The 21,733-nt window shown below is 72.9% G+C and carries 20 protein-coding genes; 11 read left to right on the forward strand and 9 right to left on the reverse strand.

Translation table 11 applies throughout. The features are described 5' to 3' along the window. Nucleotides 1-136: 136 nt before the first annotated feature. A complete protein-coding gene (locus ACYVPE_RS01910) occupies nucleotides 137-472 on the forward strand; it encodes an RNA polymerase-binding protein RbpA (RefSeq protein WP_132819565.1) in 336 nt (111 codons plus the stop codon). A gap of 159 nt (nucleotides 473-631) precedes the next feature. Further along, on the forward strand, nucleotides 632-2,266 hold the full coding sequence (gene pgi / locus ACYVPE_RS01915) for a glucose-6-phosphate isomerase (protein WP_461031564.1): 1,635 nt from the start codon (nucleotides 632-634) through the stop codon (nucleotides 2,264-2,266). Between the two features lie 141 nt (nucleotides 2,267-2,407). On the opposite strand, the gene pgl is transcribed toward pgi, so the two are convergent. The 5 genes from pgl to tkt all read right to left on the reverse strand — a co-directional run bounded on the left by pgl (nucleotide 2,408) and on the right by tkt (nucleotide 9,083). Then, nucleotides 2,408-3,160, reverse strand: a complete 753-nt coding sequence (gene pgl, locus ACYVPE_RS01920; RefSeq protein ID WP_461031565.1) for a 6-phosphogluconolactonase — start codon at nucleotides 3,158-3,160, stop codon at nucleotides 2,408-2,410. Continuing rightward, nucleotides 3,160-4,233, reverse strand: coding sequence for a glucose-6-phosphate dehydrogenase assembly protein OpcA (gene opcA / locus ACYVPE_RS01925; RefSeq protein ID WP_461031566.1), 1,074 nt, complete (start codon nucleotides 4,231-4,233; stop codon nucleotides 3,160-3,162). The genes pgl and opcA overlap by 1 nt, the downstream gene beginning before the upstream one ends. Beyond that, nucleotides 4,230-5,795, reverse strand: a complete 1,566-nt coding sequence (gene zwf, locus ACYVPE_RS01930; protein WP_461031567.1) for a glucose-6-phosphate dehydrogenase — start codon at nucleotides 5,793-5,795, stop codon at nucleotides 4,230-4,232. The genes opcA and zwf overlap by 4 nt, the downstream gene beginning before the upstream one ends. A 7-nt stretch (nucleotides 5,796-5,802) precedes the next feature. After that, nucleotides 5,803-6,921 (reverse strand): transaldolase, encoded by a 1,119-nt coding sequence (gene tal / locus ACYVPE_RS01935; RefSeq protein WP_461031568.1) that lies wholly within the window; start codon nucleotides 6,919-6,921, stop codon nucleotides 5,803-5,805. 92 nt (nucleotides 6,922-7,013) lie between these two features. Continuing rightward, nucleotides 7,014-9,083, reverse strand: a complete 2,070-nt coding sequence (tkt, locus tag ACYVPE_RS01940; RefSeq protein ID WP_461031569.1) for a transketolase — start codon at nucleotides 9,081-9,083, stop codon at nucleotides 7,014-7,016. Between the two features lie 263 nt (nucleotides 9,084-9,346). Here tkt and ACYVPE_RS01945 point away from each other — a divergent pair, with 263 nt between their 5' ends. Next, nucleotides 9,347-10,288, forward strand: coding sequence for a heme o synthase (locus ACYVPE_RS01945; protein ID WP_461031570.1), 942 nt, complete (start codon nucleotides 9,347-9,349; stop codon nucleotides 10,286-10,288). A gap of 414 nt (nucleotides 10,289-10,702) precedes the next feature. Here ACYVPE_RS01945 and folP read toward each other — a convergent pair whose 3' ends face one another. Further along, nucleotides 10,703-11,515 carry a dihydropteroate synthase gene (gene folP / locus ACYVPE_RS01950; RefSeq protein WP_461031571.1) on the reverse strand — a complete coding sequence of 271 codons (813 nt, stop codon included), beginning with the start codon at nucleotides 11,513-11,515 and terminating at the stop codon, nucleotides 10,703-10,705. Nucleotides 11,516-11,686: 171 nt separating this feature from the next. On the opposite strand from folP, the gene ACYVPE_RS01955 reads away from it, so the two are divergent. Next, nucleotides 11,687-12,049 (forward strand): DivIVA domain-containing protein, encoded by a 363-nt coding sequence (locus tag ACYVPE_RS01955; protein ID WP_461031572.1) that lies wholly within the window; start codon nucleotides 11,687-11,689, stop codon nucleotides 12,047-12,049. A 12-nt stretch (nucleotides 12,050-12,061) separates the two neighbouring features. Here ACYVPE_RS01955 and ACYVPE_RS01960 read toward each other — a convergent pair whose 3' ends face one another. Beyond that, complete coding sequence (locus tag ACYVPE_RS01960) at nucleotides 12,062-12,856, reverse strand: enoyl-CoA hydratase/isomerase family protein (RefSeq protein WP_461031573.1); 795 nt, start codon at nucleotides 12,854-12,856, stop codon at nucleotides 12,062-12,064. Nucleotides 12,857-13,062: 206 nt separating this feature from the next. Here ACYVPE_RS01960 and ACYVPE_RS01965 point away from each other — a divergent pair, with 206 nt between their 5' ends. Continuing rightward, a complete protein-coding gene (locus tag ACYVPE_RS01965; protein WP_019434894.1) occupies nucleotides 13,063-13,230 on the forward strand; it encodes a DUF3117 domain-containing protein in 168 nt (55 codons plus the stop codon). Between the two features lie 163 nt (nucleotides 13,231-13,393). Here ACYVPE_RS01965 and ACYVPE_RS01970 read toward each other — a convergent pair whose 3' ends face one another. Then, the gene (locus ACYVPE_RS01970; RefSeq protein WP_461031586.1) at nucleotides 13,394-14,113 is read right to left on the reverse strand and encodes an O-methyltransferase; all 720 of its coding nucleotides are present in this window, start codon (nucleotides 14,111-14,113) and stop codon (nucleotides 13,394-13,396) included. A gap of 112 nt (nucleotides 14,114-14,225) precedes the next feature. Between ACYVPE_RS01970 and sigE the strand changes: the two genes are divergently transcribed. From sigE to ACYVPE_RS01995, 5 genes are all read left to right on the forward strand, one after another. Next, nucleotides 14,226-15,041 (forward strand): RNA polymerase sigma factor SigE, encoded by an 816-nt coding sequence (gene sigE, locus ACYVPE_RS01975; protein ID WP_461031574.1) that lies wholly within the window; start codon nucleotides 14,226-14,228, stop codon nucleotides 15,039-15,041. Beyond that, nucleotides 15,038-15,850, forward strand: coding sequence for an anti-sigma factor family protein (locus ACYVPE_RS01980; RefSeq protein WP_461031575.1), 813 nt, complete (start codon nucleotides 15,038-15,040; stop codon nucleotides 15,848-15,850). Before sigE ends, ACYVPE_RS01980 begins: the two co-directional genes overlap by 4 nt. A gap of 133 nt (nucleotides 15,851-15,983) precedes the next feature. After that, nucleotides 15,984-17,546 (forward strand): S1C family serine protease, encoded by a 1,563-nt coding sequence (locus ACYVPE_RS01985; RefSeq protein WP_461031576.1) that lies wholly within the window; start codon nucleotides 15,984-15,986, stop codon nucleotides 17,544-17,546. A 138-nt stretch (nucleotides 17,547-17,684) separates the two neighbouring features. Continuing rightward, nucleotides 17,685-18,233, forward strand: a complete 549-nt coding sequence (locus ACYVPE_RS01990; protein ID WP_461031577.1) for a sec-independent translocase — start codon at nucleotides 17,685-17,687, stop codon at nucleotides 18,231-18,233. Between the two features lie 136 nt (nucleotides 18,234-18,369). Then, a complete protein-coding gene (locus ACYVPE_RS01995; RefSeq protein ID WP_461031578.1) occupies nucleotides 18,370-19,047 on the forward strand; it encodes a hypothetical protein in 678 nt (225 codons plus the stop codon). Nucleotides 19,048-19,119: 72 nt separating this feature from the next. Here ACYVPE_RS01995 and ACYVPE_RS02000 read toward each other — a convergent pair whose 3' ends face one another. Beyond that, entirely contained in the window at nucleotides 19,120-20,271 is a 1,152-nt protein-coding gene (locus tag ACYVPE_RS02000; protein ID WP_461031579.1) for an Mrp/NBP35 family ATP-binding protein, read from the reverse strand. A gap of 125 nt (nucleotides 20,272-20,396) precedes the next feature. Between ACYVPE_RS02000 and ACYVPE_RS02005 the strand changes: the two genes are divergently transcribed. After that, nucleotides 20,397-21,155: a hypothetical protein gene (locus ACYVPE_RS02005; protein ID WP_461031580.1), complete on the forward strand. Its 759-nt coding sequence runs from the start codon at nucleotides 20,397-20,399 to the stop codon at nucleotides 21,153-21,155. Nucleotides 21,156-21,733: the final 578 nt, after the last annotated feature.

Here is a 21,733-nt window from a genome sequence, read left to right on the forward strand (position 1 = left end):
GGTCCGGCCATGAACCGGTGAGCCAGGCCCTCCCCGTGTACGCGGGGCTGTTCCCTCAGTAACTCGAAGCACTGGACGTGCGTTGAGCCTTGCATAAAATGAGGACTTCGCAGGATGTCAGGCAGGAGTAACGACCGTGGCAGGTGGCAACGCGATCCGGGGCAGCCGGGTCGGCGCGGGGCCCATGGGTGAGGCCGAGCGCGGCGAGTCCGCTCCTCGGCTCAGGGTCTCCTTCTGGTGTGCGAACGGGCATGAGACGCAGCCCAGCTTCGCGAGTGACGCACAGATTCCGGACACCTGGGACTGTCCGCGCTGCGGCTTCCCGGCCGGCACCGAGCGGGACTCGCCTCCTGACCCGCCGCGCACCGAGCCGTACAAGACGCATCTCGCCTACGTCCGCGAGCGGCGCAGCGACGCCGACGGGGAGGCCATCCTCGCCGAGGCGCTGGCCAAGCTCCGCGGCGAGATCTGAGGCATGGTCTGAGGCGAGATCCCGGACGTTCCACCACGACGGGCCCGAGCACCGGTTTCACCCACCGGAGCCCGGGCCCGTCGCGTTGTCGCCCTCACCCGATCGACTACCGTGGCGCGGGGTGGGAACAGCGATACGGACGGATGGGTTGAACCGGGTATGAGGCTCGATCGGACTGCTGAGTGGAGCGCGTTGGCGAAGCACCGGGATGACCTGGGGGAGGTGCGTCTGCGGGAGCTGTTCGCCGCCGACCCTGGGCGGGCGGAGCGGTACGAGGCCTCCGTCGGGGACCTGCGTATCGACTACTCGAAGAACCTGGTGACCGACGAGACGCTGCGGCTGCTGCGCGAGTTGGCCGAGGCCACCGGCGTCGCCGCGCTGCGCGACGCCATGTTCCGCGGCGAGCGGATCAACACCACCGAGAACCGGGCCGTGTTGCACACCGCGCTGCGCGCCCCCGAGGGCGCGGTCGTCGAGGTCGACGGGGAGAACGTGGTCCCCGCCGTGCACGCCGTCCTCGACCGGATGGCGGCCTTCGCCGACCGGGTGCGCTCCGGCGAGTGGCAGGGCCACACCGGCCGGCGGATCCGCAACGTGGTGAACATCGGCATCGGCGGCTCCGACCTCGGCCCCGCCATGGCCTACGAGGTGCTGCGCCCCTACACCGACCGGGAGCTCACCTTCCGCTTCGTCTCCAACGTGGACGGCGCCGACCTGCACGAGGCGGTGCGCGACCTCGACCCGGCCGAGACGCTGTTCATCGTCGCCTCCAAGACCTTCACCACCCTGGAGACCATCACCAACGCCACCTCGGCCCGCACCTGGCTGCTCGCCGGCCTCGGCGGCGACCAGGCCGCCGTCGCCCGGCACTTCGTGGCCGTCTCCACCAACGCCGAGAAGGTCGCCGAGTTCGGCATCGACACCCAGAACATGTTCGAGTTCTGGGACTGGGTCGGCGGCCGCTACTCCTACGACTCCGCCATCGGCCTCTCGCTCGTCATCGCCATCGGCCCCGAGCGGTTCCGCGAGATGCTGGCCGGCTTCCACCTCGTCGACGAGCACTTCCGCACCGCCCCGCCCGAGGCCAACGCGCCGCTGCTGCTCGGCCTGTTGGGCGTCTGGTACGGCGGCTTCCACGACGCCCAGTCGCACGCCGTGCTGCCCTACAGCCACTACCTGTCCCGGTTCACCGCCTATCTCCAGCAGCTCGACATGGAGTCCAACGGCAAGCGGGTGAACCGCGCGGGCGAGCCGGTGAGTTGGGGGACGGGCCCGGTGGTCTGGGGCACCCCGGGCACCAACGGCCAGCACGCCTACTACCAGTTGCTGCACCAGGGCACCAGGCTCATCCCGGCCGACCTCATCGGCTTCGCCCGCCCGGTCGCCGAGCTCCAACCCACCCTCGCCGCCCAGCACGACCTGCTGATGGCCAACCTGTTCGCCCAGGGGCAGGCGCTCGCCTTCGGCAAGACCGCGGACGAGGTGCGCGCCGAGGGCGTCGCCGAGGAGCTGGTGCCGCACCGCACCTTCCCCGGCGACCGGCCCACCACCACCATCCTGGCCCCCGAGCTGACCCCCTCCGTGCTGGGCCAGCTCGTCGCCCTCTACGAGCACAAGGTGTTCGTCCAGGGCGCGGTCTGGGACATCGACTCCTTCGACCAGTGGGGCGTCGAGCTCGGCAAGGTGCTCGCCAAGCGCGTGGAGCCGGCCCTCACGGAGGGCGCCGAGGTGCCGGGCCTCGACGCCTCCACGGCGCGCCTGGTGGCCACCTACCGCGAGCTGCGTGGACGCTGAGCGCTTGGCCGGCAGCGTGGGAGACGGCCGCTGACCGCTCGCGACTGGTCGCGCCCGCGCGGCGAAGCCGCACTCAGTCGCCGCCCCGCGCCTCTCACGGGGCGTGGGAGGGCGGCGGACTTCGCCAGGCCAGGACAGGGCCTAGGAAGCCAGCTCCGGCGGCAGGGCCGAGGCGGCGGCGCGGTCGAGCAGCCACAGGGTGCGGGCCGTGCCGTGCGCCCCGGCCGCCGGGGCGTCCACGGCCTCCGCGTCGCCCACCAGCGCGGTGGCCGCCGCCTTGGCCTTGTCCTCGCCGGCCGCCAGCAGCCACACCTGGCGCGCCGTGCGGATCGCCGGCAGCGTCAGCGTGATCCGGGTCGGCGGCGGCTTGGGGGCCTCCCGCACGGCCACCACCGTGCGCTTCTCCTCCCGCACCGCAGGCAGCCCGGGGAACAGCGAGGCCACATGGGTGTCCGGGCCCACGCCCAGCATCAGCACGTCGAACGGTCCTGCGGCCACCGCGAGTTCGGCGGCGTACGAGGTGGCCGCCGCGTCCACGTCGTCGCCGTGCCGCCCGTCCGAGGCCGGCATCGCGTGCACCCGCGCCGGGTCGAGCGGCAGCTCGTCGAGCAGCGCCCGCCTGGCCTGGGTCACGTTGCGGTCCGGGTCGCCGTCCGGCAGGAAACGCTCGTCGCCCCACCACAGGTCGACCCGCTCCCAGTCCACGGCGTCCCTGGCCGGGGAGCCGGCCAGCGCGGCCAGCACCCCGTTGCCGTTGCGGCCGCCCGTCAACACCACCGAGGCCGAGCCGCGGGCCGCCTGGGCGTCCACGACCTCGGTGATCAGCCGGGCCGCCGTGGCCTGCGCCATCAGCTCCTTGTCGCGGTGCACCACGAGCCGTGGCGTCGCCGTCATCACTTCTCCTTGCTCTTCGCCGACTTGGCAGTCTTGGCGGCCTTGGCCGCCTTGGTGGACCTGCCGGCCCCGCCCGGCTTGTGCCGGGCCTCGCCGGAACGCTTGGGCAGCGGCGGCCGCTCCGCCGCCGGCGCCTGGCCCGTGGGCCGCCCCGAGCCGAGCCGGCCCACGCCGTGCTTCACGGCCTCCGCGTACGCCTCGTCGGGGTCGAGCCGGCGCAGCTCCTCGGCGATCAGCTCGGCCGTCGTGCGCCGGTGCAGCGCCACGTGCCGGTCGGGCTGGCCGGGCACCGCCAGCGTCGCCAGCGAACCGTCGGGCCGGTCGAGGCAGATGACGCCGTCCTCCGTGAGCAGCCGCACCGCCGTGATGCCGGGCCCAGGCGAGACCGAGCGGTCCACCGGCACCGCGAGCCGCTCCGCCAGCCACAGCGCGAGCAGTTCGGTGCTCGGGTTGTACTCCTCGCCCGCCACCTCGGCCCCGGTGATCCGGCCGTGCCGCTGGTCGAGCGCCGCCGCCAGCACGCTGCGCCAGGGCGTGATCCGGGTCCAGGCCAGGTCCGTGTCGCCAGGCGCGTAGACCGCGGCCCGCGCGCCGAGCGCCCCCACCGGGTCCTCGGTGGCCGCCGCGTCCGTGATCCGCCGCTGGGCCAGCGTGCCGAGCAGGTCCTCGGCGGGGTGCGTCGGCGCCTCGTCCGGCCACCAGATCACCACCGGCGCGTCCGGCAGCAGCAGCGGCAGCACCACGCTGTAGGCGTGCGCCGACAGCTCGCCGTGCAGCCGCAGCAGCACCGTCTCGCCGTTGCCCGTCTCGCCGCCGACCCGCACCTCGGCGTCGAGCCGCGCCGTGGCCCGGTCCCGCGGCGAGCGCCCCGGCCGCCTGATCACCACGAGGATCCGGGACGGATGCTCCTTGGACGCCTCGCTCGCGGCCTTCAGCGCGTCGTAGTGGTTGCCCTCGTCGGTGACGATGACCAGGGTCAGCACCATGCCGACCGCGGCCCCCACCGCCCGCCTGCCGTCGATCAGCGCGGAGTTGATCTTGCTGGACGTCGTGTCGGTGAGATCGATGTTCATGGCCGCCGCCAGCTCCGTCCGTCTCGTGACAGCATCCGGTCCGCCTCGTCAGGCCCCCAGGTGCCCGCCGTGTACGGCTCGGGCCTGCCGTGCCGTGCCCAGTACTCCTCGACCGGGTCCAGGATCTCCCAGGACCGCTCCACCTCCTGGTGGCGGGGGAAGAGGTTGGCGTCGCCGAGGAGCACGTCGAGCAGCAGCCGCTCGTACGCCTCAGGACTGGACTCGGTGAACGACTCGCCGTAGGCGAAGTCCATCGTGACGTCCCGGATCTCCATCTGGGTGCCAGGCACCTTGGAGCCGAACCGCACCGTGACGCCCTCGTCCGGCTGCACCCGGATCACCAGCGCGTTGTGGCCCAGCTCCTGGGTCTCGGTGGTGTCGAACGGCGAGTAGGGCGCCCGCTGGAAGACCACCGCGATCTCCGTGACCCGGCGGCCCAGCCGCTTCCCGGTGCGCAGGTAGAACGGGACGCCGGCCCACCGCCGGTTGTCGATCTCCAGCCTGACGGCCGCGTAGGTGTCGGTGGTGGACTCCGCGTCGATGCCCTCCTCCTCCAGATAGCCGAGCACCTTCTGGCCGCCCTGCCAGCCACCGGTGTACTGGCCGCGCACCGTGTGCCGGCCCAGATCCCGCGGCAGCCGCAGGGCCTCCAACACCTTCAGCTTCTCGGTGACCAGCGCGTCCGCCTCGAAGGAGGACGGCTCCTCCATCGCGGTGAGCGCCAGCAGTTGCAGCAGGTGGTTCTGGAGCACGTCCCGCGCCGAGCCGATGCCGTCGTAGTAGCCGGCGCGGCCGCCGATCCCGATGTCCTCGGCCATCGTGATCTGCACATGGTCCACGTACGACCGGTTCCAGATCGGTTCGAACATGGTGTTGGCGAACCGCAGCGCCAGGATGTTCTGGACCGTCTCCTTGCCGAGGTAGTGGTCGATCCTGAACACCTCGTGCGGCGCGAACACCTCGTGCACCACCGCGTTCAGCTCCCGCGCGCTGGCCAGGTCGTGGCCGAACGGCTTCTCGATCACCGCCCGCCGCCACGACCCGTTCGGCGCCTCCGACAGGCCGCTGGTCCGCAGCTGCCGCACCACCTGCGGGAAGTACTTCGGCGGCACCGACAGATAGAACGCGAAGTTCCCGCCGGTGCCGCGCTCCTTGTCGAGCCGTTCGATCGTGTCCCGCAACGAGACGAACGCGTCGTCGTCGTCGAACACGCCGGGCACGAACCGCATGCCCTCGGCCAGCTGCCGCCAGACCTCCTCGCGGAACGGGGTGCGCGAGTACTGGCTCACCGAGTCGTGCACGACCTCGGCGAAGTCCTCGTTCGCCCAGTCCCGGCGGGCGAAGCCCACCAGCGAGAAGCCCGGCGGCAACAGGCCGCGGTTCGACAGGTCGTAGACGGCTGGCATCAGCTTCTTGCGCGACAGGTCACCCGTCACGCCGAAGATCACCAGGCCCGAGGGCCCCGCGATGCGCGGGAGCCGCCGGTCCTGCGCGGTACGCAGCGGATTCCCGCCGCCCCGGTGCTGCCGGGGCGACGCCGACTGCCTCGAACCGCCACTCACCGGCGGCTCAGCCCTTCCCACCCGCGAGGCGCTCGAGCTCCGCCCTGGTCGAGTCGAGCAGGCCATCCCACGAGTGGGTGAACTTCGCCACGCCCTCGTCCTCCAGGACCCGCACCACGTCGTCGTAGGACACGCCCAGCTTCTCCAGTGCGTCCAGCACGCCCCGGGAGTCCTCGTAGGTGCCGGCGATCGTGTTGCCGGTGATCACCCCGTGGTCCTCGGTCGCCCGCAGGGTGGCCTCCGGCATGGTGTTCACCGTGCCGGGCGCCACCAGGTCCGTGACGTACATGGTGTCGGGGTAGGCCGGATCCTTCACCCCGGTGGAGGCCCACAGCGGGCGCTGCGCGTTGGCGCCCTCCCGCGTCAGGGCCTGCCAGCGGTCGGCCGCCACGACCTCCTCGAACGCCTGGTACGCCAGGCGCGCGTTGGCCACCGCGGCCTTGCCGCGCAGGGCCGCCGCCTCCGGCGTGCCCAGCGCGTCGAGGCGCTTGTCGACCTCGGTGTCCACCCGGGAGACGAAGAACGACGCCACCGAGTAGATCGCCGAGAGGTCGAGCCCCTTGGACTTCGCCTTCTCCAGACCCGCCTGGTAGGCGTCCATCACCTCGCGGTACCGGTCGAGCGAGAAGATCAGCGTGACGTTGACGCTGATCCCCCGCCCGATCACCTCGGTGATGGCCGGCAGCCCGGCCCGGGTCGCCGGGATCTTGACGAAGGTGTTGGGGCGGTCCACCAGCCAGGCCAACTGCTTGGCCTCGGCGATGGTGGCCGCCGTGTGGTGCGCCAGCCGGGGGTCCACCTCGATGGACACCCGGCCGTCGAGACCGCCGGTCGTCTCGTGGTGCGCGCGCAGCACGTCCGCCGCGTCCCGCACGTCGGCGGTGGTGATCATGCGCACCGCCTCCTCGACCGTCACCTTGCGGGCGGCCAGGTCGGCCACCTGCTCCTCGTACCCCTGACCTGCCGAGATCGCCTTCTGGAAGATCGTCGGGTTGGTCGTCACGCCCACGACATGCTGCTGGTCCAGCAGCTCACCGAGGTTGCCTGAGCTGATCCGGGCCCGGGACAGGTCGTCCAGCCAGATCGCCACGCCCTCCTCGGAAAGGCGCCCGAGTGCGTCTGTCATTGATCGCGTCTCCTGCTGTCGTCTGCTGCTGTCGTCTCGTTGACCGGTACGGGCGAGGCGGTGCCGGCGGTCTCGGCGCCGGCGACGCGGCGTCAGCGCTCCGACGCCGCCAGGGACTCCTTCGCCGCCGACGCCACGGCCTCGGGCGTGATGCCGAACTCGCGGTAGAGCGTCTGGTAGTCCGCCGAGGCACCGAAGTGCTCCAGCGACACCACTCGCCCGTGCTGTCCCACATAACGGTGCCAGGTCAGGCCGATGCCCGCCTCCACCGCCACTCGGGCCGTCACCTCGGGCAGCAGCACGGAGTCCCGGTATGCCTGGTCCTGCTCCTCGAACCACTCCACGCACGGCACGGAGACCACTCGGGTGGGAACGCCGTCCGCCTGGAGCTCCTGCCGGGCGGCCAGCGCCAGGTGCAGCTCGGAACCGGTGGCGATCAGGATGGCGCGCGGCGCGCCGCCCTCCGCCTCGGTGTGCACGTAACCGCCCTTGGCCGTGCCCTCGTTGGGCGCGTAGGTCGGCACGTTCTGCCGGGTCAGCGCCAGGCCGTGCGGCGCGTCGTTCCGGCGCAGGATCTCACGCCAGGCGATCACCGTCTCGTTGGCGTCGGCCGGACGGACGACGTTCAGACCCGGGATCGCGCGCAGCGCCGCCAGGTGCTCCACCGGCTGGTGGGTCGGGCCGTCCTCGCCGAGGCCGATCGAGTCATGCGTCCAGACGTAGGTGACCGGCGTCCTCATCAGCGCCGCGAGCCGCACCGCGGGCCGCATGTAGTCCGAGAACACCAGGAAGGTGCCGCCGTAGATCCGGGTGTTGCCGTGCAGCGCCACGCCGTTCATCACCGCGCCCATGGCGTGCTCGCGGATTCCGTAGTGCACGGTGCGGCCATACGGGTTCGCCTCGGGCAGCGGGTTGCCCTCGGGCAGGAACGAGGACGACGCGTCGATCGTCGTGTTGTTCGAGCCGGCCAGGTCGGCGGAGCCGCCCCACAGCTCGGGGATGACCGCGCCCAGGTCCTTGAGCACCTGGCCAGACGCCTTGCGGGTGGCCACCGAGGAACCCTCGTCGAACGCCGGCAGCGACTTCTCCCAGCCCTCGGGCAGCCGGCCCGCGCGGATCCGGTCGAACTCGGCCGCCCGCTCCGGGTTGGCCTCGCGCCAGGCGGCCAGCTCCTTGTCCCACTCGGCGCGCGCCGACTGGCCGCGCTCCACCGCGCCGCGGGCGTGCGCCAGCACCGCGTCGTCGACCTGGAAGTGCTGCTCGGGGTCGAAGCCCAGCACCCGCTTGGTCGCGGCCACCTCGTCGGCGCCGAGCGCCGAGCCGTGCGCGGCCTCGGTGTTCTGCGCGCCGGGGGCCGGCCAGGCGATGATCGAGCGGGCCGCGATGATCGAGGGACGCCCCGTCTCGGCCTTGGCCGCCTGGAACGCGGCGTGCAGCGCGGCCGGGTCGAGGTCGCCGCTCTCCTTGGGCGCCACGCGCTGCACGTGCCAGCCGTACGCCTCGAAGCGGGCCAGCACGTCCTCGGAGAACGCGGTGGCGGTGTCGCCCTCGATGGAGATGTGGTTGTCGTCGTAGAGCAGCACCAGGTTGCCGAGCTTCTGGTGGCCGGCCAGCGAGACGGCCTCGGCGGCCACGCCCTCCTGGAGGCAGCCGTCACCGGCGATGGTGTACACGGTGTGGTCGAACGGCGAGGTGCCGGGCGCCGCCTCCGGGTCGAACAGACCGCGCTCGTAGCGGGCGGCCATCGCCATGCCCACCGCGTTGCCGATGCCCTGGCCGAGCGGGCCGGTGGTGGTCTCGACGCCCACCGTGTGGCCGTGCTCCGGGTGCCCCGGGGTACGGCTGCCCCAGGTGCGGAACGACTTCAGGTCGTCCAGCGTCAGGCCGTAGCCCGCCAGGTACAGCTGCACGTAGAGCGTGAGGCTGGTGTGGCCCACGGACAGCACGAAGCGGTCGCGGCCGGTCCAGTCCGGGTCCGACGGGTCGTGCCGCATCAGCTTCTGGAAGATCAGGTACGCCGCTGGCGCCAGGCTCATGGCCGTGCCCGGGTGGCCGTTACCGACCTTCTGCACGGCGTCCGCGGCCAAAACCCGGGCGGTGTCGACTGCCCGCTGGTCCAGGTCGGTCCATTCGAGGTCTGAAGTGGTCGGCTTGCTGCTCACCCTGCGTCAGGGCTCCTCTCCGCGATGTTCCGCGTGTTCCGGCCGGTGACGGGGACGATCCGCCAGGCGGCGGGTGGCGCACCGGACCGCCATCGAGCCTACCTCTGGCCGGTCACCCGCCCCGGCGCTCGCCCACGTTCACCCTTCCGCACCGCAGTTCACCGGCCCGTGACACGGGCACCCCCGGTGACAAGCCGTGTAAGTCGGGCGTCTAGAGTGACGAGGCACAACCGATCGCCGATGTCGTACAACCAGGGGTGTCCGTGACGGCCGTTGATTCGCGTCCCGTGGCAGGGCTCGGCTCCGCCTCGGTTCGTTGGACACCGGGGGAGAGGATCAGGGCGTTCGTCGCGCTGACCAAGCCCCGCATCATCGAGCTGCTGCTGATGACCACGGTCCCCGTGATGTTCCTCGCCGAGGGCGGGGTGCCCGACCCGTGGCTGGTGCTCATCACCTGCCTCGGCGGCTACCTCTCGGCGGGCGGCGCCAACGCGCTCAACATGTACATCGACCGCGACATCGACGCGGTGATGCAGCGCACCAAGAACCGGCCGCTCGTGACAGGCGTGGTCCGGCCGACCGAGGCGCTGGTCTTCGGCATCACCCTGGCCGTGGTCTCCACCGTGTGGTTCGGCCTGCTGGTCAACTGGATGTCGGCCGGGCTGGCCTTGGGCGCGCTGCTCTTCTACGTCGTCGTCTACACGATGTTGCTCAAGCGCCGCACCGCGCAGAACATCGTCTGGGGCGGCATCGCCGGCTGCCTGCCGGTGCTGATCGGCTGGTCCTCGGTGACGGGCACGCTCTCGTGGGGCGCGGTCATCCTCTTCCTGGTGATCTTCTTCTGGACCCCGCCGCACTACTGGCCGCTGTCGATGCGGGTCCGCGACGACTACGCCAAGGTCGGCGTCCCGATGCTCCCGGTGATCGCCGGCAACCTGGCGGTGGCCCGGCAGATCGTGGTCTACAGCTGGGTGATGGTCGGCGTCTCGCTGCTGCTGTGGCCGCTGGGCTACGCCGGCTGGTTCTACACGGCGGTGGCGGCCGCGGCCGGCGTGTGGTGGCTGTGGGAGGCGCACGCGCTCCAGGCGAGGGCGCGGGCGGGGGTTACGGGCGCGAAGCTGAAGGAAATGCGGCTGTTCCACTGGTCGATCACGTACGTCTCGCTGGTCTTTCTCGCGGTGGCGATCGACCCGTTCGTGTCCTGAGGGGCTTTCCCCCACCCACCCGCCCTTTCCGCTGCCGCGGCGCGCTGCGCGCGGCAGCGGGCCCGCGGGGGCCCAACGGCGGCGGAGCCGCCTTGTTGGGCCCCTGTGGGCGTGCTGGCCCGCGGCCGGGGCGGGCCCACCCACCCGCCCTTGGCGGTGGCCTTGCGCGGCAGCGGGCCGCAGGCCCGCTTGCCCCCTTGCGGGGCGGGCCCCGCGGGGCCGGGCGGCGCAGCCGCCCTCGGCCCCCGGCCGGGCCCCCACCCGCGCGAAGCGCGGAACAAGGGGCGGGTGGGTGGGGAAAACCCCGCGCGAAGCGCGGGACACCCACCCCCGGCCCGGCGGCGCAGCCGCCGAAGGCCGGCCCGGCCCGGCCCGTCAGGGTCCAGAACGGGCGGGTGGGTGGGGGGAAACCCCTCAGGCCAGCCCCCGACGGGCAGTCGCCGGCGCGCGGTGGCCCGCGATGCTCCCCACCATGTCAAGGACCTGCCGCGTCTCGCCCACCTCGTGCACCCGATACACCCGCGCCCCGAGCCACGCGGAGACGGCCGTCGTGGCCAACGTGCCCAACAGCCGTTCCCTGACCGGCAGATCCAACGTCTCGCCGACGAAGTCCTTGTTGGAGAGCGAGACCAGCACCGGCCAGCCCGTCGCCGTCATCTCGTCGAGGCGACGCGTCGCCTCGAGCGAGTGGCGGGTGGACTTGCCGAAGTCGTGGCCCGGGTCGATCAGCACGGCGTCCCGGCGGACGCCGAGCGAGACGGCGCGTTCGGCGAGCGCGAGGGTCACCCGGAGGATGTCGGCCATCACGTCGTCGTAGGCGACCCGGTGCGGCCTGGTGCGGGGGCGGGCGCCGCCCGCGTGGGTGCAGACCAGGCCGACGCCGTGCCGCGCCGCGACCTCGGCGAGGCACGGATCGACGCCGCCCCACGCGTCGTTGAGGAGGTCGGCGCCGGCGGCGCAGGCGGCCTCGCCGACCTCGTGGCGCCAGGTGTCCACGCTGATCACCACGTCGGGGTGGCGGCGCCGCACCTCGGCGACGAAGCCGGCCGTGCGGCGGATCTCCTCGGCCGCGTCCACCTCGGCGCCTGGGCCGGCCTTCACCCCGCCGACGTCGATGATGGCGGCGCCCTCGGCGACGGCCCGCTCCACCCGGGTCAGGGCGGCGTCGTCGCCGAACGTGGCGCCCCGGTCGTAGAAGGAGTCGGGGGTGCGGTTGACGATGGCCATGATCACGGGTTCGTGGGGGCCGAACTCCCGTGTCCCCAGCCGCAACGTCCGCTGTTCCGCCCGCGCTGTCCGCTCATTCCGCACAATCTCCGAACCTACCTGGCCCGCGCTGTCGGTGCGGCATGCGACCATCACAACGAAAGCATGGAGGGCGTGAAGGGGAGGCCCCGCATGATGTTCCTGTTTCTGGTGGCCGCCATGGTCGTGGTGATCTCCGCCGTCACGCTGGCGGTCCTCGGCAGTGGGGACGGTACCGGCGGGCCGGCGACCGGCGGTCTGGCGGACGTGTCGCCCGATCGGCTCGACGACCCGTTGCCGCGCGATCGGCCGGTCGGCCCGGCCGACGTGGTGCGGGTCAGGCTGCCCGTGGCGCCGCGCGGCTACCGGATGGCCGAGGTGGACGACGTGCTCGACCGGCTGGCGGCCGAGCTCGCCGAGCGGGACGCGCGGATCACCGAGTTGGAGACGGCGCTCGCGGGCGCCCAGGCCCTGGCCCTCCACAAGGACCCGGGCCCGGTCGCCCAGAGCGACTAGCTGTCAGTACACCTAGCGCCCGCCGAACGCGGGGCGTTCCTTGTTGAGGAACGCGGCGACGGCCGCCAGGTGGTCGGCCGACGCGCCGGCCGTCCGCTGGAGTCGGCTCTCCACGTCGAGGGTCTCGACCAGCGAGTGGTCGGCCCCGAAGGCGAGGGCCTGCTTGAGCGCGGCGTAGGCCACCGTTGGGCCCTGGGCGAGGCGGCCGGCGATCTCCAGGGCGGTGGCCGGCAGCTCGTCGTCCGGCACCACCCGCTGGGCGATGCCGAGCCGCTCGGCCTCGGCCGCGTCCACCCGGCGCGGGAAGAGCAGCAGGTCGGCGGCGCGGGCCGGGCCGACGACGCGGGGCAGGGTCCAGGAGAGCCCGGAGTCGGCGGTCAGGCCGATGCCGGTGAACGCCGTGTTGAACGAGGCGCCGGCGGCCACCACGCGGTAGTCGGCGGCGAGCGCGAAGCCGAGGCCGGCGCCCGCGGCCACTCCGTTCACGGCCGCCACCACCGGCTTGGGCATCTCGGCGATGGCGCGGGTGATGGGGCCGTAGTGCTGGGCCACCGTCCGCGTGGCGCCGCCCGCGTCCGTTTCCTCGGCGAGCGCCGCGGCGTGCTCCCTGAGGTCCTGGCCGACGCAGAACGCCCGTCCGTTCGCCGTCAACAGAACGGCCCGCACGGCGGAATCCGCGGCCGCCCGCCGCACCGCGTTCAGGAGCGCTTCCTTGGCCGTGACATTCAGGGCGTTCATCGCTTCCGGGCGATTCAGTGTCACGGTGGCAAGACGGTCGGTCACTTCGTAGAGAACGGTGTCGGCCATGTCTCACAGCATGTCGCAGACGCCGGCACTATCGCGGTCAATCGCCGAATTGAGTGGTTTTGCGATCATGCGTTGCCGAAGGGATACCGCCCAATGTTGGTCATCGGGACGCTCCATGCGGGATAATGGCCGGAAGCAATGTGTTCGAGGTCGGTGACCCCCCGGGTTCCCGGCTGCGATGGGCTGGTTCAGGAAGGGGAACGAGCATGGCGGCCATGAAGCCGCGGACGGGCGATGGTCCGCTTGAGGTGACCAAGGAGGGGCGGGGCATCATCATGCGCGTTCCGCTCGAGGGCGGTGGCCGACTCGTCGTCGAGCTGACCCCGGACGAGGCGGTGGCGCTCGATGAGGAGCTCAAGAAGGTGACCGGCTAGAGCCGGTCTCCGAGCCCTGGCCCCGGCGTCGTCCCCGAGGTTTCTCCAAGCCTCGGCCGGACCGCGTCGGGGAAGGCGTCCCCACGCCGCCGAGCCGACACCCTGTACGGCGCCGCCCCGGAGTTCCGGGGCGGCGCCGTTTGTCCTGCGAGGGGAGGAGGGCTCAGGCGCCCCAGGCGCGGGCCGCGCACAGCAGCCCGTCGCCGACCGGCAGCAGCGCCGGCATCAGCTCCTTGCTCTCGCGGACCGTCCGCAGCAGCTCCCGCAGCCTGCGCACCTCGGTGGGCTGGGCCGCCGAGTCCACGGTGCGGCCGCCGGCGAAGACCCCGGCGAAGCAGACCAGGCCGCCGGGTCGCAGCAGCCGCAACGATTCTGCGAGGTACTCCAGGTACTCGAGCCGGTCGCCGTCGCAGAACACCAGGTCGTAGCCGCCGTCGGTGAGCCTGGGCAGCACGTCGAGGGCGTGCCCGGGGATGAACCTGGCCCGGTTGGGCGCGTGGCCGGCCATCCGGAACGCCTGCCTGGCGAACTGCTGCCGCTCCGGTTCGGTGTCGACGGTGGTCAGCACCCCCTCGGGGCGCATTCCACGGAGCAGGTACATGCCGGAGACGCCGGTCCCGGTGCCGATCTCGACCACCGCCCGCGCGCCGGCGGCGGCGGCCAGCAGCCGCAGCGCGTCGCCGTTGCCGGGCGTGACGGCCCGCACGCCGGCCTCGCGCGCCCGCTCCCTCGACCAGGACAGCGCCGCACCCTCGGCGGTCTCGGCGTCCGGTGCGCCATACGCCTCGGCGAACGCCCAGCTCGTCAGCCGGTTGCCGGTAATGGCCCTCTCCTGTCCCCGTCTGTCACGCGCTTTGACTGTATCGACTTCCGGAGGGAACAGGGCGCACGGACCGGGCGTTGGACTCTGTGCGGGAGCCGGCTCCCGGGCCCGGGCGGAGCGGCCAGGAAAGCCGGTGAATATTTCTTATCCGGAGCTAACGGGCGAGGTGGCTATGGTAGGGACCCAACTGGACACCACCAGAGCCGACAGGGGAGGTGCGGCCACGTCCGCTGGCCGCGGAGTGCTGAGACGCATTTTGCGGTCCTCCGGCGGGCCGAATTCCGTGACAGACAACGCTGACGCTGACCGGGGACAGGGCATCGACACGGCCACCGACGGCACGACCGCCACCGCGGGCGCCGTCGCGACGTTCACGACCGGAGGCGACGGCCAGGGCTGGGCCCCGCCCAGCTGGGAAGAGATCGTCAGCACCCACAGTGCCCGGGTCTACCGGCTCGCGTACCGGCTCACCGGCAACCAGCACGACGCCGAGGACCTCACGCAGGAGGTCTTCGTCCGCGTCTTCCGTTCGCTGTCCACCTACACCCCGGGCACGTTCGAGGGCTGGCTGCACCGCATCACCACCAACCTGTTCCTGGACTCCGTCCGTCGCAAGCAGCGCATCAGGTTCGACGCCCTCGCCGAGGACGCGGCCGACCGGCTGCCGAGCCGGGAGCCCACCCCGCAGCAGCACTTCAACGACACCCACTTCGACGCCGACGTGCAGCAGGCGCTCGACACCCTGGCGCCCGACTTCCGGGCCGCCGTGGTGCTCTGCGACATCGAGGGCCTGAGCTACGAGGAGATCGCCACCACGCTGGGCGTCAAGCTCGGCACGGTCCGCAGCCGCATCCACCGCGGCCGCTCCCACCTCCGCAAGGCCCTCAAGCACCGCTCGCCGCGCGGTCGCGTCCAGCCGGCCCAGGAGCCCGTACTCGCCGCCGTTCCGGGTTCCTCGCTCGCGCGGGAAGGCGGGGCCGCCGAGTGAGCAGTGCCGCGGAGACCGGCCCGGCTGACCACCACCTCGGCGAGAGTCTGGCCGCCCTGGTCGACGGCGAGCTGTCGCACGACAGCCGCGACCGGGTGCTCGCCCACCTCGCCACCTGTCCGAGCTGCAAGGCCGAGGCCGACGCGCAGCGTGAGTTGAAGAGCGTGTTCGCCAGCAGCCCGCTGCCCGCCCCGTCGGCCGGGCTGCTCGCCAGGCTCCAGGGCCTGCCGGCCGCCGCAGGGCGTGAGTCGGCGGATCCCGAGCCCCCTGGCCCGGCCGCGGGATCCGGTGCCAACGGCACCTCATCCGGCTTCCGCCTCGGCCTGCTGCCGGGCGGCAAGGACCGCGAGTCGCTGCTCGGCCCGCCGACCCTGGGCAACGAGCGCGGCTTCCGGATCCACCATTCGGGCCCGGCCAGGGGCAACCGGAGCCATCGGCTCGCCTTCGCCGCGGCCGGCGCCGTCTCGCTGGCCGCCTTCGCGCTCGGCGGCGTGGTCGGCGGCGTCGGGAGCCTCTCCGCCGGTGGCGGCGGCTCGTCGGCGCCCAGCGCCGTCGCGCCGGGCAGCGGCGCCACCCCGGTCGTCGCGGCGCGCACCGCCGGCGGCCGCTCCGACAAGGACATCCGCCCGGTCTCCGTGCTCACCGCCCAGGCGGTCGGTCTCCGCGGCCCGCTCGGCCCGGTGGCGCCGAGCGGTCAGCTGTTGCCCCTGTTCACGCCGGATCTGGTGCCGGGTCCCGTGGCCCCCACCGCCGGCGCGTCGGCGCTCGCGGCGGAGTCGGCGATTCCGGGTGTCGTGAGCCCCCGCTGAATCCGGGTGACCGACCTGGTTGAATTCAGCTTCAGTTCAATGTCGGGCCAGTTCGGTGCCGGGCTCAGCCGGTACGGCGTGGAAGTGTCTCCTCCGCCGACGCGGAGGCAAGCCGATGATGGGGACAGCTGCGATGGACAAGGGCAATGGCCTTCCCGGCCGCCAGGGGGGCTCCCAGGCCGACTGGGGGCCCGCCGGGCAGCCGTCGCCGGGTGAGGACGCCGACTCCCGCCCCGGCCAGGACCCGTACGGCACCCCGCCGTACGGCCAGCCCGGCCCCTGGGCACCCGCGCCGCCCGTCCAGCGGCCGAATCCCACGCCGCCGGCCGGCACCTTCGTCCCGCCGCCAGGAGCCACCACGCCCGCGGCGGGCACCACCATGCCCCACGGCTCCATGCCGCCGCCCCCGACCGCCGGCGGGATGCCCCCGCACGCTCATCCGCACCCCGGCGCGTTCCCGCCGCCCCCGGCCGGGGCGCACGCCCCCGCGCCGCCCGCCGGCGGCCCGCCGCCCGGCCGCTACGACCCCTGGGCGGCCGTCCAGCCCGCCCCCGTGCCGCTGGCCGCCCTCGGCGTCCAGGAGCCCGAGCCCGAGGGCCGGCGGCCCGTCCGGCTGGTGGCGGCCGCCGCGCTGATCGCGCTGCTCGCCGGCATCCTCGGCGGCACCGTCGGCATCTACCTGGAGCGGAACGGCGCCTTCAGCGACGTGCGGCTCCCGCAGACCCGCAGCGAGTCGGGGCCGCCCGCCGAGGGCAGCATCGCCGGCATCGCGAGCGCCGTGCTGCCCGCCGTCGTCACCCTGCACGTCTCCGGCGGCGGCGCGGCCGGCACCGGCACCGGCTTCGTCCTCGACGACACCGGCCACATCCTCACCAACGCCCACGTGGTCCGCCCGGCCGGCGCCGGCGGCGTGATAGAGGTCACCTTCAGCAGCGGCGACACCGCGCGCGCCGAGGTCGTCGGCCAGGACAGCGGCTACGACCTCGCGGTGGTCAGGGTCACCGGCGTCTCCGGCCTCACCCCCGTCGAGCTCGGCGACTCGGAGGCGGTGAGCGTGGGCGACCCGGTGGTGGCCATCGGCGCCCCCTTCGACCTGGCGGGCACCGTCACCTCCGGCATCATCAGCGCCACCGAGCGCCCGATCACCGCGGGCGGCGAGGAGGCCGACGGCTCCGACATCAGCTACGTCAACGCGCTGCAGACCGATGCCCCGATCAACCCGGGCAACTCAGGCGGCCCGCTGGTCGACGTCAACGGCCGGGTGATCGGCGTCAACAGCGCCATCCGCACCGGCGACGGCGGCGTCCTCGAGGGCGGCCAGTCGGGCAGCGTCGGCCTCGGCTTCGCCATCCCCATCAACCAGGCGAAGGACGTCGCCGAGCAGCTGATCAACACCGGCCGGGCCACCCACCCGGTGATCGGTGTGACGCTGGACACCGGCTACCTGGGCGACGGCGCCCGGGTCGGCAGCTCCAACGGCGACCCCGCGGTGGTCCCCGGCGGCCCGGCCGACCTGGCCGGCGTCGAGGACGGCGACGTGATCACCGCGGTGAACGGCGACCGGGTCCGCAGCGGAGACGAACTGATCGTGAAGATCCGCAGCCACCGGCCGGGCGACGACCTGGCGCTCACCGTGGAGCGCGGCGAGGAGGAAGTGGAGCTCACGGTGACGCTCGGGGAGTCGACCAGTGGGTGACCTGGCGGGCGGTCCCGGGGTGTCCCGTACCCGGTGGGGCCGCTGTCCGTTCACTCCCCGGTGGGGTCCGGTATCTCCCGTTCGACGCCTGGGGCGGGTACCGTTTGGCATCTACCGTATGCGTGAGGGAGCCGACAGATGTTCTTCGATATAGGGTCTCTGGAGTTCATCTTCCTTCTCGTCCTCGCCATCATCGTCTTCGGCCCCGAGAAGCTGCCGAAGATGATCCAGGACGCGGCGCAGTTCCTGCGCAAGATCCGCGAGTTCTCGGACAGCGCCAAGCGGGACATCCGTGACGAGCTCGGCCCCGAGTTCAAGGATTTCGAGTTCGAGGACCTGAACCCCAGGACCTTCGCGAAGAAGCACCTGCTCGACAAGGACGAGTTCGGCCTCAAGGAGCTCACCAGCAGCCTCGACGTGCGCAAGGAGCTCACCGAGGTCTCGGACGCGATCAACGGCCGCTCCACGCCCACCACCCCCGCCAGCCTGGACAAGCCGGGCCTCGGCAAGGTGGCCCTCGGCAAGGCCGACCTGTCGAAGCCCGCGAACGGCGCGGCGGCCGCCGCCGGCGCCGCCGCCTCGGCGGCCGCGCCCGGCCAGGTCAGCCTCGACAAGGGCGCCGCCGCCAAGCCGGCCGCGGCCGCGGCGAGCGAGACGCCCTCGCCCTTCGACGCCGACGCCACCTGAGTGGATTCGACCGGCTTCCTGGGGGTATGGCGCCGGTCGCTCTCCCGGCATGCCCGGACACCTCCGATGCGGATGGCTATCCTCCCTATGTCCGGGGTGTGCCCAGGACGAGGGCAACGAGGAGGCGTCGCGTCAGATGGAGACCACCAGTCAGGCAGAGCCGCAGGACGCGACAGGCGGCCCTGGTGAGTCCGGGGACGATACCGGCCAGGGGGTGCCGGGTGCGCGCCGCACGGTCGACGGCTTCCTGCTGGCACAGTTCCCCTGGTACGGGCTGGACGAGGCGTTCAGCGGCCCCCGCTGGCTGATGCAGGTCGGCACGGCCGCCGACGGAGCCGTCGAGCACGGCTCGACAGGACACGGCGACGAGCCCTCGCTGCGCGCCGAACTCGGCCACGACGACCAGCGGTTCACGGTCGTGGTGACCGTCGCCAGCCGCCCGGTGCGGCGCAGCCCCGACGGCACCGGCGTCCTGGAGGCCACCTCGGTCTCCTCGGCGGCCTGGCTGGCCGGCTCCGGGCTGCTGTCCTGCACCTGGCCGGCGCAGATGGAGCGCGCCCTCCGCCAGGACTGGCTCGAGCAGCAGACCACCATCGCCTGGGAACTCGCCGACGACCTGCACGGCGGCGCCTGGTCGATGCTCTCGCTGCCGGTGGACGGGGTGCCCACCGACTTCCACTACCGCGAGTCCGAATACGGCTGGGTGCTCGCCGGCGCCGCCCACCACGACGTGCACATCGGCGCCTACGGCCGCGGCATGAGCGCCTACGGCCTCGGCTTCGCCGTCATCAAGGACATCGAGAGCTACGCGTAGGAACCGCCGGCGGGTGCCGGCGGTTCCTACGCTGTTGTTTTTTCAGACGCTGTCGGTTCAGACGCTGTTGGTTCAGAACTTGGCGCGCGGCGTGAGACCGAGCGAGAGCCCGGCCAGGCCGCGCCGCCGCCCGCTCAGCGCCGCGGCCACCTGCCGCAGCGAGGCGCCGGCCGGCGAGTCGGGGTCGGACAGCACGACCGGCTTGCCGGCGTCGCCGCCCTCCCGCAGCCGCACGTCGATCGGGATGGTGCCGAGCACCGGCACCTCGGCGCCGGTCGCCCTGGTCAGCCCCTCGGCGACCCGCTGCCCGCCGCCGGTGCCGAAGACGTCCACCATCTCCCCGCAGTGCGGGCACGGCAGCCCCGACATGTTCTCCACCACGCCGACGATCTTCTGGTGCGTCTGCACCGCGATCGAGCCGGCCCGCTCGGCCACCTCGGCCGCCGCCTGCTGCGGGGTGGTGACCACCAGGATCTCCGCGTTGGGCACCAGCTGGGCCACCGAGATCGCGATGTCGCCCGTGCCGGGCGGCAGGTCGAGCAGCAGCACGTCGAGATCGCCCCAGTAGACGTCGGCCAGGAACTGCTGGAGCGCCCGGTGCAGCATCGGGCCCCGCCACACCACGGGCGCGTTGCCCGGTGTGAACATCCCGATCGAGATCACCTTCACGCCGTGCGCCGACGGCGGCATGATCATGTTCTCGACCTGGGTGGGGCGGGCGTCCGTGCCGAGCATCCTCGGCACCGAGTGGCCGTAGATGTCGGCGTCGACGACCCCGACCTTCAGCCCGTCGGCCGCCAGCGCGGCCGCCAGGTTGACCGTGACCGAGGACTTGCCGACGCCGCCCTTGCCCGAGGCGACCGCGTACACCCTGGTCAGCGAGTCGGGCTTGGCGAACGGCACCTCGCGCTCCGCCTGCCCGCCGCGCAGCGTGGTGGCCAGCTCCTTGCGCTGCTCGTCGCTCATCACGTCGAGCTCCACGCGCACCTCGCGCACGCCGGGGAGCGCACTGACCGCGTCGCGCACCCCACTGGTGATGGTGTCCCGCATCGGACACCCCTGCACCGTCAGATACACCCCGACGTCCACGGTGCCGTCCGCCGCGATCTCGATCGACTTGACCATGCCGAGATCGGTGATCGGGCGGTGGATCTCCGGATCGTTCACCCGCTGGAGCGCGGTGCGGACGGCGTCCTCGGTGAGGAGGGGAGTATCGGTAGCCATGCCCCGATGGTACGGCCGACGCGTCCCCCACCGGACGACCCGGGCCCCCGCCACGTGCCGGGGCCCACGGGCTTGCCGGTACGCTGCGCCTCACCGGCCCGTGACCTCGACGAGAGGCAGTCGACGTGACCCCTTCCGTGTCCTCAACCTTCCCCGGCTGGCGCAGGGTTGTGACGGCCGTGGGCTGCGCGGGGTTATTCGCGCTCGGGCCCGTCGGCTGCGGCGCCGAGGAGGATCCGGACGCGGGCACCAACGGGCTCGCCAGCCTCACCCCGGCCGAGATCGAGGAGCAGGCGACGGCCACCGCGGCGGAGGCCACGGCGGTGCGGGTCGCCGGGACGGTGATCACCGAGGGCGAGTCCTTCCGGCTCGACGTACGGCTCGGCGAGGAGGGCGGCTTCGGCGAGGTCTCGGCCGACGGCGGCGCCACGTTCGAGCTGCTGCGGGTGGGCGAGGACCTCTACATGAAGGCGGACGCCGCGTTCTGGGAGAGCGAGGGGATCCCGGAGGAACTGGACTCGGACCCGGCCGAGACCCTGGAGGGCCGGTACGTGCGGGTGGCGCCCGACGACCCCGCGTACGAGCAGCTGAGCGGCTTCACGGACATGAACGTGCTCTTCGACCACCTGCTCACGTTGGACGGCGAGCGGGAGGTGGCGGAGGACCGCGGCGAGGTCGACGGCGCCCAGACCGTCACCGTCCTCGCGGACGGCGGCGCCGGCGGCACGCTCGACGTCGCCCTCATCGGCCAGCCGTACCCGCTGCGGCTCCAGCGGCCGGGCGAGGCGGGGGAGCTGCGGATGTCCGACTGGAACGAGGACTTCGAGCTGCGGGTGCCGGAGGATGACCAGATCTTGGACTACGGGGACGAGTTGGTGGAGTAACGGGGCCCGCCACGGGCGGGGTTGTGCCCGCGGGGTTCTCCCCCACCCACCCGCCCCTATCTCCGCCTCCGGCGGGGGGTGGCGCGGCGTGGCGGTGCGCGGGCGGCCGGTGGCCGTGGGAGTTCCCCACCCACCCGCCCTTTCCGCCTGCGGCGGGCTTCCGCCCTGCGGGCGCGGTGCGCCTGGTGGGGCGGGTTCGGGCGGCCTGCGGGCGCTGCCTTTCGCCTGGGGCGGGGCTGGGGTGGTGCGTGCGTGCTGGTGGTCGTGGGGTTTCCCCCACCCACCCGCCCTTTCCGCCTGCGGCGGGCTTCCACGCCACTGGGCGCTGTGCGCCCGATGGGGCGGCCTGCGGCCGCTGACCGGTCCGCCTGCGGCGAAGCCGCGCCTTCGCCCTGCGGGCGCCGTAGGCCCACCACCGGGGCGGCGGGCGGTGCCCGCCGGTGTCCGTGGGGGTTTCCCCCGCCCTCCCCCAGCTAATGGCCAAGGCCGTGAAGTTAGGGGTTGTGGGGGTGGTGTGACGTGGGAAGCGGAGCCCCGGTAGAACTGGCAGTCGACCAAGACAAGCCGTTCACATAGAC

The organism is Streptomyces mayteni, from assembly GCF_054783955.1.